10 protein-coding genes are annotated in these 12,356 nt (G+C 62.0%); 5 read left to right on the forward strand and 5 right to left on the reverse strand.

All coding sequences use genetic code 11. The features are described 5' to 3' along the window. The first annotated feature begins 49 nt into the window (after positions 1-49). Positions 50-1,474: a gamma-aminobutyraldehyde dehydrogenase gene (locus Q1W70_RS05070; RefSeq protein WP_166588609.1), complete on the forward strand. Its 1,425-nt coding sequence runs from the start codon at positions 50-52 to the stop codon at positions 1,472-1,474. A 230-nt stretch (positions 1,475-1,704) separates the two neighbouring features. After that, positions 1,705-3,567, forward strand: coding sequence for an NAD(P)-binding protein (locus tag Q1W70_RS05075; protein ID WP_302098655.1), 1,863 nt, complete (start codon positions 1,705-1,707; stop codon positions 3,565-3,567). A gap of 54 nt (positions 3,568-3,621) precedes the next feature. On the opposite strand, the gene Q1W70_RS05080 is transcribed toward Q1W70_RS05075, so the two are convergent. Continuing rightward, on the reverse strand, positions 3,622-3,807 hold the full coding sequence (locus Q1W70_RS05080) for a hypothetical protein (protein WP_166588611.1): 186 nt from the start codon (positions 3,805-3,807) through the stop codon (positions 3,622-3,624). 394 nt (positions 3,808-4,201) lie between these two features. Here Q1W70_RS05080 and Q1W70_RS05085 point away from each other — a divergent pair, with 394 nt between their 5' ends. Further along, the gene (locus tag Q1W70_RS05085; protein WP_166588612.1) at positions 4,202-5,836 is read left to right on the forward strand and encodes a glucan biosynthesis protein D; all 1,635 of its coding nucleotides are present in this window, start codon (positions 4,202-4,204) and stop codon (positions 5,834-5,836) included. Between the two features lie 82 nt (positions 5,837-5,918). Here Q1W70_RS05085 and Q1W70_RS05090 read toward each other — a convergent pair whose 3' ends face one another. The 3 genes from Q1W70_RS05090 to Q1W70_RS05100 all read right to left on the reverse strand — a co-directional run bounded on the left by Q1W70_RS05090 (position 5,919) and on the right by Q1W70_RS05100 (position 9,525). Continuing rightward, positions 5,919-7,025: an NADH:flavin oxidoreductase/NADH oxidase gene (locus Q1W70_RS05090; RefSeq protein WP_166588613.1), complete on the reverse strand. Its 1,107-nt coding sequence runs from the start codon at positions 7,023-7,025 to the stop codon at positions 5,919-5,921. A 168-nt stretch (positions 7,026-7,193) separates the two neighbouring features. After that, on the reverse strand, positions 7,194-8,903 hold the full coding sequence (recJ, locus tag Q1W70_RS05095) for a single-stranded-DNA-specific exonuclease RecJ (RefSeq protein WP_166588614.1): 1,710 nt from the start codon (positions 8,901-8,903) through the stop codon (positions 7,194-7,196). A gap of 79 nt (positions 8,904-8,982) precedes the next feature. Further along, a complete protein-coding gene (locus Q1W70_RS05100; RefSeq protein WP_095166662.1) occupies positions 8,983-9,525 on the reverse strand; it encodes a YaeQ family protein in 543 nt (180 codons plus the stop codon). Positions 9,526-9,674: 149 nt separating this feature from the next. Here Q1W70_RS05100 and Q1W70_RS05105 point away from each other — a divergent pair, with 149 nt between their 5' ends. Then, positions 9,675-10,874 carry a CaiB/BaiF CoA transferase family protein gene (locus Q1W70_RS05105; protein WP_166588615.1) on the forward strand — a complete coding sequence of 400 codons (1,200 nt, stop codon included), beginning with the start codon at positions 9,675-9,677 and terminating at the stop codon, positions 10,872-10,874. Further along, positions 10,828-11,781 (forward strand): TIGR02285 family protein, encoded by a 954-nt coding sequence (locus Q1W70_RS05110; protein ID WP_166588616.1) that lies wholly within the window; start codon positions 10,828-10,830, stop codon positions 11,779-11,781. The genes Q1W70_RS05105 and Q1W70_RS05110 overlap by 47 nt, the downstream gene beginning before the upstream one ends. 167 nt (positions 11,782-11,948) lie before the next feature. Here Q1W70_RS05110 and Q1W70_RS05115 read toward each other — a convergent pair whose 3' ends face one another. Continuing rightward, positions 11,949-12,236, reverse strand: a complete 288-nt coding sequence (locus Q1W70_RS05115; protein ID WP_166588617.1) for a DUF3509 domain-containing protein — start codon at positions 12,234-12,236, stop codon at positions 11,949-11,951. Between the last annotated feature and the right edge of the window lie 120 nt (positions 12,237-12,356).

A 12,356-nucleotide genomic window follows, 5' to 3' on the forward strand; every position in this document is an offset into this window, starting at 1 on the left:
AGTGATCCGGTTTCTGCAGAACAATAAAAGCGCCAAAGAGGACATGAACATGCAAACCAAACTGCTGATCAACGGCCAACTGGTGGAGGGCGAAGGCCCGGCCCAAGCCGTCTTCAACCCGTCGCTGGGCCGTGTACTGGTGCAGATCAATGAAGCCAGCGAAGCCCAGGTCGACGCCGCCGTACGCGCCGCCGATGCCGCCTTCGACAGTTGGTCGCAGACCCCGCCCAAGGACCGTTCGCTGTTGCTGCTCAAGCTGGCCGATGCCATCGAAGCCCACGGCGAAGAACTGGCCCGGCTGGAATCGGATAACTGCGGCAAACCCCTGAGCGCGGCGCTGAACGACGAGATCCCGGCGATTGCCGATGTGTTCCGCTTCTTTGCCGGCGCCAGCCGTTGCATGAGCGGCATGGCCGGGGGTGAATACCTGCCGGGCCACACCTCGATGATCCGCCGCGACCCCGTCGGTGTGATTGCCTCCATCGCGCCGTGGAACTACCCGCTGATGATGGTCGCCTGGAAAATCGCTCCCGCCCTGGCGGCCGGTAATACCGTGGTGCTCAAGCCGTCGGAACAGACTCCGCTGACCGCCTTGCGCCTAGCCGAGCTGGCGTCGGATATTTTCCCGGCCGGTGTGCTCAACCTGGTATTCGGTCGCGGGCCAACGGTGGGCAGCCCACTGGTCACCCACCCGAAAGTACGCATGGTGTCGCTGACCGGTTCGATCGCCACTGGCTCGAACATCATTTCCAGCACCGCCGACAGCGTCAAACGCATGCACATGGAGCTGGGCGGCAAGGCGCCGGTGATCATCTTCGACGACGCCGACATCGACGCGGCCGTGGAAGGCATCCGCACGTTCGGCTTCTACAACGCCGGGCAAGACTGCACCGCGGCCTGCCGTATCTATGCCCAGGCCGGGATCTACGAGCAGTTCGTGGAGAAACTGGGTGCAGCGGTCAGTAGCATCAAATACGGCCTGCAGGATGATCCGGCCACCGAACTGGGCCCGCTGATCACTGCCCAGCATCGCGACCGCGTCGCCGGCTTTGTCGAGCGCGCCGTGGCGCAACCGCACATTCGCTTGATCACCGGCGGCAAGGCCGTGGAAGGCGAGGGTTTCTTCTTCGAGCCAACGGTACTGGCCGACGCCCAGCAGGACGACGAAATCGTCCGGCGTGAAGTGTTCGGGCCAGTGGTCTCGGTGACCCGTTTCGACGATGAGGCCCAGGTACTGGGCTGGGCCAACGATTCGGACTACGGGCTGGCATCTTCGCTGTGGACGGCCGACGTCGGCCGCGCCCACCGTCTCGCCGCGCGTTTGCAGTACGGCTGCACCTGGGTCAATACCCACTTCATGCTGGTCAGTGAAATGCCCCATGGTGGTCAGAAACTGTCTGGGTATGGCAAGGACATGTCAATGTACGGGCTGGAGGACTACACCACCGTGCGGCATGTAATGTTCAAGCATTAAGGTTCTAATGGCTTCGCGGGCGGGCTCGCTTGCGAAGCCATTACCCAGGCCTCAAGGCAGAGACCGGCAGTACGCTCCACCCAGGCGTCCCCCCAGAAACACTCTCCTGCGATCCTGTTTGAGCCCCCTGCCCGCCACGGCAGGCGATGCCTGGAAAGTCAGCCGGTCACGACCACGCCCTGACCCGTGCACGCGGCTCGGGGCGACTAAAAAACCACCAAGGATTGAACATGGAAATCACCCGCCGCGACTTCCTCAACGGCGTCGCCATCAGCATTGCCGCCGGAATGACCCCGCTGCAGCTGCTCCAGGCCGCCCCTGACGGCCGCTACTACCCACCCGCCCTCACCGGCCTGCGCGGCAGCCACGTCGGCTCCTTCGAACTGGCACACCAGATGGGCTGGGAGAAAAAAGTCTTCGACACCGACCCGCTGCCCATCAGCGAAGACTACGACCTGGTGGTCGTCGGCGGTGGCCTGAGCGGGTTGTCCGCCGCCTGGTTCTACCGCGAGAAACATCCCAAGGCACGCATCCTGATCCTGGAAAACCACGACGACTTCGGCGGCCACGCCAAGCGCAACGAGTTCTCCGCCGGCGGGCGGATGATCCTCGGCTATGGCGGCAGTGAAGCCTTCCAGTCGCCCAACCACCTCTACAGCAAGGAAGTGAATGGCCTGCTGAAGAAACTCGGGGTCGACATCAAGCGCTTTGAAAGCGCGTTCGATCGCCAGTTCTACCCGGGCCTGGGCCTGTCACGCGCGGTGTTCTTCGACAAGGAAAACTTCGGCGAAGACAAACTGGTGACCGGCGACCCGACCCCCATGGTGGCCGACGACATCGCCCCGGACCAGTTGCACGCCCGCCGCATTGAAGACTTCATCAACGACTTCCCCCTACCGCAGGCCGACCGTGACGCGCTGATCGCCGTACACAGCGCCCCCAAGGACTACCTGGCAGGCCAATCCACCGAAGACAAAACCGCCCACCTGGAGCGCACCAGCTATCGCGACTTCCTGCTCAAGGACGTCGGACTTTCGGAACAGGCGGTGAAGTATTTCCAGAGTCGCACCAACGACTTCATGGCCCTGAGCATCGATGCCGTGGCAGCGTATGACGCCTACAACGTCGGCTTCCCAGGCTTCGCGGCAATGAACCTGGAGCCGATCAGCGAAGAAGCCCAGGCGGAAATGGAAGAGCCCTACATCTACCACTTCCCCGACGGCAACGCCTCGCTGGCCCGCTTGCTGGTGCGCAGCCTGATCCCGGCCGTGGCCCCCGGTCACACCATGGACGATATCGTCCTGGCCCCGTTCGACTACAGCAAACTCGACCAGGCAAAAACCCCGGTACGCATTCGCCTCAACAGCACCGCAGTCAGCGTGCGCAACGTCGGCAACGGGGTGAACATCGGTTACAGCCGTGGCGGGAAACTAAGCCAGGTGCGTGGCAAGCACTGCATCATGGCTTGCTACAACATGATGATTCCCTACCTGCTGCGCGACCTCTCGGCCGAACAATCCCACGCCCTGAGCCAGAACGTGAAATTCCCGCTGGTGTACACCAAGGTGGTGATCCGCAACTGGCAGTCGTTCCAGAAACTGGGGGTCCACGAAATCTATGCCGCGACCCAGCCCTACAGCCGGATCAAGCTCGACTACCCGGTGAGCATGGGCGGCTACGATCATCCCAAGGACCCGACACAGCCCATTGGCCTGCACATGGTTTATGTGCCCACCAGCCCCAACAGTGGCATGAACGCCCGCGACCAGGCCCGTGCCGGTCGCGGCCGGCTGTACGGACAGACGTTCGAAGTGCTCGAAGCGCAACTGCGCGATCAGTTGCAACGCATGCTCGGCCCGGGCGGCTTCAACCACCAGACCGATATCCTGGGCATCACCGTCAATCGCTGGTCACACGGCTACGCGTACTTCTCCAATAGCCTGTACGACGATTCCGACGAAAGTGAAAAGTTGATGAACCTGGCACGTCAGCCCGTGGGCAAGGTCAGCATCGCCAACTCCGACGCAGCCTGGAGTGCCTATGCCCATGCCGCGATCGATGAGGCGTACAGGGCGGTAGGTGAAGTGGGCTGAGGTCCTGCATCAGCGAACCGAGCGTCACCTGCATGGGTGACGCTCTCCCCTGCTTCAGAACCGCGACACACTGCGCATCGCCTCCACCAGATAGCGCATGGCGATCCGGTCACTCTCCGAGAGCTCGCGATAACGCTCCAGCAGTTTTATCTCCTCTGAACTCAACCGGCGCGATCGCCGCGAAAGGTTCATGCCTGCAAAACAACCCAGCCAACCGATAATGCCTTGCGCTCTAGCCATGGACGATGTCCCTCTGCATGTGATGAAACCCTGGTTACTCCATCGCCCTGCTGTTGCTTCAACCTGCGCCAACCCATGGGCAAGGGCCGGTCATGAACCTAAGAATAGAAACAAAAAATCCGTTGCGAGGTATTTTTAGAGTAATTAGTCAAAAAAATGAAAACGCTTATTTTAAACACTGCGTCGGACAGACGTTGAACCCCAACCGCGATCTCCCACGTCGCAGTTTTGCGCAAAGTGCAAGCCAATCAGTTTGCGAGTTATTTCGAACCCTTTAACTTGTTTGCCATCTGTTTAAACTCCCATGCGTTTGGCCGAAGGCTTGTCCGAACCTCTATTTCTGATCCGTAACGCAGCCAGGAACGCCGCGGGATCGTCCAAGACAGGTTGTCCTATGCACCGCAGGAATTTGCTCAAGGCCTCCATGGCCATCGCCGCCTACACCGGCCTCTCGGCCACCGGCCTGCTGGCCGCCCGTGCCTGGGCCGGCACGGCTGATGGTGAGGCGCAAGCCTTCGATTTCGAGGCGCTGAAGGTGCAGGCCAAACAACTGGCCAGCACCCGCTACGTGGACACCAAGCAAGTGCTGCCGCCGACATTGGCCAGCATGACGCCGCAGAACTTCAATGCCATTCAATACGATGCCAAGCATTCCCTGTGGAATGAACTGAACGGCCAGCTGGACGTGCAGTTTTTCCATGTCGGCATGGGCTTCAAGCAGCCAGTGCGCATGTACAGCGTCGACCCGAAAACCCGGCAGGCGCGAGAAGTGCACTTCCGCCCGGCGCTGTTCAACTACCAGAATTCCAAAGTCGATACGGCGCAGCTCAAGGGTGACCTGGGGTTCTCCGGGTTCAAGCTGTTCAAGGCCCCGGAGCTGGATCGGCACGACGTGGTGTCGTTCCTCGGCGCCAGCTACTTCCGCGCGGTGGACAACACCGGCCAGTACGGCTTGTCGGCCCGTGGCCTGGCCATCGACACCTACGGGAAAAAACGCGAAGAATTCCCTGATTTCACCAAGTTCTGGTTCGAAACCCCGGACAAGGACAGCACCCGGTTTGTGGTCTACGCCCTGCTCGACTCGCCGAGCGCCACGGGGGCCTACCGCTTCGACATCGATTGCCAGGCCACGCAGGTGGTGATGGCCGTCGATGCCCACGTCAACGCCCGCACCGCCATTGAACAACTGGGCATTGCACCGATGACCAGCATGTTCAGTTGCGGCACCCATGAGCGGCGCATGTGCGACACCATTCACCCGCAAATCCACGACTCGGACCGCCTCGCCATGTGGCGCGGCAACGGCGAGTGGATCTGCCGCCCGCTGAACAACCCGGCGACGTTGCAGTTCAACGCCTTCGCCGACAAGGACCCGAAAGGTTTCGGCCTGGTCCAGACCGACCACGAATTTGCCAGCTATCAGGACACCGTCGACTGGTACAGCAAGCGTCCAAGCCTGTGGGTCGAGCCGACCACCGCCTGGGGCGAGGGCTCCATCGACCTGCTGGAAATCCCGACCACGGGCGAAACCCTGGACAACATCGTGGCCTTCTGGACCCCGAAAAAGCCGGTGGCGGCGGGCGACTCCCTGAACTACGGGTACAAACTCTACTGGAGCGCCCTGCCCCCTGTTGGTACGCCATTGGCACGGGTCAATGCCACCCGTTCAGGCATGGGCGGTTTCACCGAAGGCTGGGCCCCGGGCGAGCATTATCCGAAGGTCTGGGCGCGGCGCTTTGCCGTCGACTTCAATGGCGGCGGACTGGATCGCCTGCCACCGGGCACCGGCATCGAGCCGGTGGTGACCGCCTCGAACGGTGAGGTCAAGGATTTCAACGTGCTGGTGCTCGACGACATCAAGGGCTACCGGATCACCTTCGACTGGTTCCCCACCAACGACAGCGTGGAGCCGGTCGAACTGCGCCTGTTCATCCGCACCCAGGACCGGACGCTGAGCGAGACCTGGCTGTACCAGTACTTCCCGCCAGCGCCGGACAAGCGCAACTATCCGGATTGGCCGGCAGCGTAAAAGCCCTGCCTTGTAGGCCAGCCCCTACGTTTTGAACGGTCCCGTGTAGGGGCAGGTCGGCAAGCCTGCCCCTACACGTCGGTCAATCCCGCAGATCCGACTCATGGATTGGCTGATCGCGGTGAGTTGCCCGTTGGTACTGTGACGGCCAGATCGCCTTGCGTCCGCCCAGGTCGTCATCGGCGTGCAGCGGCCAGTAAGGGTCACGCAGCAGTTCACGGGCCAGCAGGATGATGTCGGCCTGACAGGTACGCAAAATGTGTTCGGCCTGGGCCGGCTCGGTAATCAGGCCTACGGTGCCGGTGGCAATCCCGGACTCCTTGCGTACCCGTTCGGCAAATCGCGTCTGATAACCCGGTCCTGTGGGGATCTCGGCATTTGCCGCGGTTCCGCCCGAGGACACATCGATCAGGTCGACCCCCAAGGCTTTCAGGCGCCGCGCCAGCTCCACGGTTTCGTCCGGATTCCAGCCGTCCTCCACCCAGTCAGTAGCCGATACGCGCACGAACAACGGCAATTCCTCCGGCCATACGGCACGCACCGCCTCGGTGACTTGCAGCACCAGGCGAATGCGGTTTTCGAACGAACCACCGTACTGGTCACGCCGCTGGTTACTCAGGGGCGAAAGAAACTGGTGCAGCAGGTAACCATGGGCCGCGTGCACCTCGACCACCTTGAAACCTGCCTCCAGCGCGCGCTTGGCGGCCTCGACAAACGCCTGGATGACTTCGCTGATCTGCGATTCGCTCAGTTGGGTGGGCTGGGTATGCTCCGGATCGAAGGCGATCGGCGAAGGACCGACCGGGGTCCAGCCGCCGTCGGCCGGCTTGACGCTGCCATGTTTGCCCAACCAGGGCCGATGAGTGCTGGCCTTGCGCCCGGCGTGCGCCAACTGGATGCCGGCCACCGCCCCTTGGGCGGTAATGAAGCGGGTGATGCGTTGCAGCGGTTCGATCTGCGCGTCGTTCCACAGGCCCAGGTCCTGGGCGGTGATGCGACCATCGGCGGTCACGGCGGTGGCTTCGGTGAACACCAGGCCGGCCCCGCCCACGGCGCGACTGCCGAGGTGTACGAGGTGCCAGTCATTGGCCAGTCCATCGACGCTGGAGTATTGGCACATCGGCGACACGGCGATGCGGTTGAGCAGGGTCAATTGACGAAGGGTATAGGGTTCAAGCAGCAGACTCATGGGGCACCTCTCGAATCAGTGGGCAGGCTCCAGGGTTCTGTTTGAATAGTCGACGAGTGACAGGAAAGGATGCGGCACCCGCCCCCGCGGGCAAAAAATGGACGATACGTCACAAGGCCAATCAAGCAGTGCTTAGAGCCTAGTCGACATCGGCGCAGCCAGCAGGGTTTAACGCGGTTCGATATGGGCAATCATCAACTGCACGGTTTCCTGGCCACGAAACTCGTTCACATCGAGCTTGTAGGCCAGTTCGACCCAGCGGATGGTCGGGTTCGGCCACACTTCGCGATCGATACCAAAGGCAATGCCGTCGAGTTTTACCGAACCGCATTCACTTTTCAGGACCACTTTGAGGTGCCGCTCACCCACCACCCGCTGCTCGACCAGTTGGAACACGCCATGAAACAGCGGCTCCGGGAAATGCTGCCCCCACGGGCCGGCGTGGCGCAAGGCGCGGGCCAGTTCCAGGTGGAACTCTTCTACGGCCAGGGTGCCGTCCGACAACAGCCTTCCGGTCAGGTCTTCTTCACGCAACTGGCGGCGCACTTCGGCGTCGAACGCCTGCGCGAACAGCGGAAAATTCGCTTCTGGCAAGGTCAGGCCCGCAGCCATGGCGTGACCACCGTACTTGCTGATCAGGTCCGGGTGCTGCGCCGCGACCACGCTCAAGGCGTCGCGAATGTGGAAGCCCTGCACCGACCGCCCGGAGCCTTTGAGCATGCCGTCGCCCGCATCGGCGAAGGCAATGGTGGGACGGAAATAACGCTCTTTCATCCGCGAGGCGAGGATGCCGATCACCCCTTGGTGCCACTCCGGATCAAACAGGCACAAGCCGAACGGCATCGACTCCACCGGCAGGTCCTTGAGCTGGGCCAGTGCTTCACGCTGCATGCCCTGCTCGATGGATTTGCGGTCCTGGTTCATGCCGTCCAGTTGCGCGGCCATTTCCCGGGCCTGCTCGACGCTATCGGTGAGCAGGCACTCGATGCCCAGGCTCATGTCATCCAGGCGTCCTGCCGCGTTCAGGCGCGGGCCGAGGATGAAGCCCAGGTCGGTGGAGGTGATGCGCCCGTGGTCACGCTTGGCCACTTCGAGGATCGCCTTGATCCCAGGGCGTGCGCGCCCGGCGCGAATCCGCTCCAGGCCCTGGTGCACCAGGATCCGGTTGTTGGCATCCAGGGGCACCACGTCGGCCACGCTGCCCAGCGCTACCAGGTCCAGCAACTCACCGATGTTCGGTTGCGCCGTGCTGGCGTACCAGCCCAGGCTGCGCAGGCGTGCCCGCAATGCCATCAGCACGTAGAAAATCACCCCGACACCGGCCAGCGCCTTGCTCGGAAAGTTGCAGCCGGGCTGGTTCGGATTGACGATGGCATCAGCCAGCGGCAGTTCGTCGCCCGGCAAGTGGTGATCGGTGACCAGTACCTTGAGTCCAGCCTGTTTCGCCGCCGCCACGCCCTCGACGCTGGAAATACCGTTGTCCACGGTGATCAGCAGTTGCGGGGTGCGGGTCAACGCCACCTCGACGATTTCCGGGGTCAGGCCGTAGCCGTATTCAAAGCGGTTCGGCACCAGGTAATCGACATGGGCCGCCCCCAGCAGGCGCAACCCCAGCACCCCGACCGTGCTGGCCGTCGCGCCGTCGGCATCGAAATCGCCGACGATCAGGATCCGCTGGCGCTGCTCCAACGCCACCACCAGCAGGTCGACTGCGGCCTCAATCCCCTTGAGCTGCTGAAACGGGATCAAGCGCGCCAGACTCTTGTCCAGCTCAGCCTCCGACTGCACCCCGCGCGCCGCGTACAAGCGGGTCAGCAGCGGCGGCAGATCACCGAGAAATGGCAGGGTGGCGGGAAGCTGGCGAGGTTCTATGCGCATGGGATGACAGTGGTTTCTCTTCAATTCACAGGTTAAATGCGGTGGCTACGGGCGAAGGCTCCCCCATCGACAGTCGGCCTTAGCCGCGCTCGCCTGCCAGCCATTGCAGCTGGACTTCATGCTGGCCACGGTCGTCGGTAACGAAGATCGTGCCTTCGCTGATCATCACGTCCCACTTGATGACACGGGGCATGTCCTTGGCCAGGGTCTCCAGGACTTCCTGGGGCACGGCGGCGATGTTGACGTTTTTCAGGTTCCTGATCGCCGGGATCACTTTGCCTTCCCAGACACGCAGGCTGCCGTAGGCCAGCAGGCTGGTGCGCTCGGTGCGACGCGAGCACCAGGTCAGGCGGTCGGCGTCTGGCTGGCCGACTTCGATCCAGTGCAGCACGCGATCATCCAGGCTTTTTTCCCACAGCGCCGGCTCATCCACGTCCGACAACCCGCGACCAAAAGACAACTGCTCGTTGTACCAGAAGGCATACGCCAGCAACCGCACGGTCATGCGCTCTTCGGTTTCCGAAGGGTGACGGGCGATGGTCTGCTTGACGTTCTCGTACACGCTGCGGTCGAGGTCGGTAAGGTTCAGTTCAAACTTGTAGGTCGTGGACGGCTGGGCCATGAACGGGCTTCTTGATACGAGGAAAGGCGGCAAGTCTAACCGATGCCGGGGCCATTCAACGAATCATGACGACCATCAAGCTTGGGCGATGATCGCCCGGCTATGATAAAAGGCTGCATTGACTCCGCTTTTGTCCTACAGGATCGCCCATGCCGCTTACTGCCAAACCGCTTTCCGGCCTGAAAGTCATCGAGCTCGGCACCTTGATCGCCGGGCCATTCGCCTCGCGCATCTGTGCCGAGTTCGGCGCCGATGTGACCAAGATCGAATCTCCGGATGGCGGTGACCCGTTACGCAAGTGGCGCAAACTCTACGAAGGCACCTCGCTGTGGTGGTTCGTCCAGGCACGTAACAAGAAGTCCCTGACCCTCAACCTCAAGCACCCCGACGGCCTGGCCATTCTGAAAAAGCTGCTGAGCGAAGCCGACATCCTCATCGAAAACTTCCGTCCCGGGGTGCTGGAGAAGCTCGGCCTGGGTTGGGATGTGCTGCATGCCTTGAATCCAAAACTGGTGATGGTGCGCTTGTCCGGCTTTGGCCAGACCGGCCCGATGAAGGACCAGCCCGGCTTTGGTGCGGTGGGTGAGTCCATGGGTGGCTTGCGCTACATCACCGGCTTCGAGGACCGTCCGCCGGTACGCACCGGAATTTCCATCGGTGACTCGATTGCCGCGCTGTGGGGGGTGATCGGCGCGCTCATGGCTCTGCGCCATCGCGAAGTCAATGGCGGCCAGGGGCAAGTGGTGGACGTGGCGCTGTACGAAGCGATCTTCGCCATGATGGAAAGCATGGTGCCGGAGTTCGATGTGTTCGGCTTTATCCGCGAGCGCACCGGCAACATCATGCCCGGCATCACACCCTCCTCCATTCACACCAGTGCCGACGGCAAGCATGTGCAGATCGGCGCCAATGGCGATGCGATCTTCAAGCGGTTCATGCAGACCATCGGCCGCGACGATCTGGCCGGCGACCCGATCCTGGCCAGCAACGATGGCCGCGACAGCCGCCGTGACGAGCTGTACGGGGTGATTGATCGGTGGGTCAGCTCGCTACCGCTGGATACCGTGATCGAACGCCTGAACGCCGCTGAGGTGCCCGCCAGTCGGATCTTCAGCGCCGAAGACATGTTCAGCGACCCGCAATTCCTCGCCCGGGAGATGTTCCTCCAGGCCAAGCTGCCCGACGGCAAGGCATTCAAGATGCCGGGGATCGTGCCCAAACTCTCGCAAACCCCCGGCAGCTGCGAGTGGGTGGGTGCCGAACTGGGCGAACACAACGCTCAGGTGCTGGGTGCCCTGGGGTATGACGCGGCACAGATCACGCGCCTGCGTGAAGATGGGGCGATCTAAGCTGAACAGACTGTCTGCACTGGGCCGGCCACTCCGCCGACAGCTGCGCCTGGCGCTGGTCGGCGCGGCCATGGCTGCCCTTGGGGCAATGCCGGCCGCCGCCTATGACAAGGGCACCCTGGTCTGGCTGCTGCGCGATTTGCCGCCGCTGACGATTCTGGAGGGGACACAGAAAAACCAGGGGGCGGTCGATCAGTTCATGCCGCTGTTGATCGCCAGCATGCCCGAGTACCAGCACAGCCTGATGCGGGTCAATCGCGCGCGCGCCATGCAAATGCTCCTGGAGCCAAGCTTCACCTGCGACCCTTCGCTGCTGTGGAACCCGCAACGGGCAAAACGCCTCGTCTATTCGATCCCGGCCTTTCGCATCCTCAGTAACGGCATCACCATCCGCCACAAGGACCGTGGCGCACTGGCGCCCTACATCATCGACAACCAGGTTGACCTGGGGTTACTGCTGGCGCGCGACAACAGCAAGCTTGGCGTGGTCGCCGAACGCAGTTACGGCCAGGTGGTCGATCGCATCCTGCAACAGGCGCCCGCCAGCAGCCTGTCGGCCCACTACGGCAACGACGCCCTGGGCAGCCTTCTGCAGATGCAGCGTGCGGGGCGCCTGGTGGCATTGCTGGGCTACTGGCCAGAAGTTCGCTATCAGGCGCAGCAACAGGGCATAGCGCCCGAGGAGCTGGAGTTCTACGGGATTCGTGGCGCGGACAAGTACCAGTCGATCCATATCGCCTGTTCGGATACGGCCCAGGGGCACCAGGCCATCAAAGCGATCAACGCCACGGTACTCAGGCTGCGGGACAATCGCTTGATCGAGTTTTATACACGGTGGCTCGACCCGCAGATACGCGAGGAATACCGGGAGGACACCCGACGTTTTTTCCAGGATCAGGCACCCTGAACAAACGCCAGACAAAAGAAACCCCGAGAAGTGGGGAGACGACTCGGGGTTAAACGTGGTCAACAAGGACCCGTACCACAAGCAACAAGCACCGGAGCACAATGCCTGCTCTTGTTGGTACAGGGTCTGACTGACGGGATGCCCGGAAGGTTCCCGAAAAAACTCAATCAGTGGCCGAGCGTTACCGGCTTGTCTTGCGCGGCATTGCGCAAGGCTGCGATTACACAGGGTTGCAGCCGTCCTTCAGCAATCAGCACATCACGATGCAAGCCGTCGACCACGTCGGTGAGCTGGCGCTTGTCGCACAGTTGCGCCTGACTGAACTCACGCTCGACCACAATCGCGCCCACGGCATTCTTCAAGGTCACCAGGCACTCTCCAGAAACACCCGATGGGGTCAGCGTTACCTGGTAGGGGCTCAGTGCTTCACCCAACAATAGGCTGATACTTTCCATCTCGATCACCACTCTATAGTCCGAAACAAAGTGCCAAGGCGTGTTCACTGTAAATGACCACTGGCCCGAGAAGAAAGTTCTAGATCTCGACTGAAGGCATATCGCAACACCCTAGTTGGC

Origin of the sequence: Pseudomonas kielensis (genome assembly GCF_030505375.1) — a bacterium.
Lineage (GTDB): Bacteria > Pseudomonadota > Gammaproteobacteria > Pseudomonadales > Pseudomonadaceae > Aquipseudomonas > Aquipseudomonas kielensis.

Excerpts from the sequence above, each read along its gene's own strand:
- recJ (WP_166588614.1), bottom strand. The coding sequence starts at position 8,903 with ATGCGCATAGAACCTCGCCAGCTTCCCGCCACCCTGCCATTTCTCGGT.
- Q1W70_RS05085 (WP_166588612.1), top strand. The coding sequence starts at position 4,202 with ATGCACCGCAGGAATTTGCTCAAGGCCTCCATGGCCATCGCCGCCTAC.
- Q1W70_RS05090 (WP_166588613.1), bottom strand. The coding sequence starts at position 7,025 with ATGAGTCTGCTGCTTGAACCCTATACCCTTCGTCAATTGACCCTGCTC.
- Q1W70_RS05105 (WP_166588615.1), top strand. The coding sequence starts at position 9,675 with ATGCCGCTTACTGCCAAACCGCTTTCCGGCCTGAAAGTCATCGAGCTC.
- Q1W70_RS05075 (WP_302098655.1), top strand. The coding sequence starts at position 1,705 with ATGGAAATCACCCGCCGCGACTTCCTCAACGGCGTCGCCATCAGCATT.
- Q1W70_RS05080 (WP_166588611.1), bottom strand. The coding sequence starts at position 3,807 with ATGGCTAGAGCGCAAGGCATTATCGGTTGGCTGGGTTGTTTTGCAGGC.
- Q1W70_RS05100 (WP_095166662.1), bottom strand. The coding sequence starts at position 9,525 with ATGGCCCAGCCGTCCACGACCTACAAGTTTGAACTGAACCTTACCGAC.
- Q1W70_RS05110 (WP_166588616.1), top strand. The coding sequence starts at position 10,828 with ATGACGCGGCACAGATCACGCGCCTGCGTGAAGATGGGGCGATCTAAG.
- Q1W70_RS05115 (WP_166588617.1), bottom strand. The coding sequence starts at position 12,236 with ATGGAAAGTATCAGCCTATTGTTGGGTGAAGCACTGAGCCCCTACCAG.
- Q1W70_RS05070 (WP_166588609.1), top strand. The coding sequence starts at position 50 with ATGCAAACCAAACTGCTGATCAACGGCCAACTGGTGGAGGGCGAAGGC.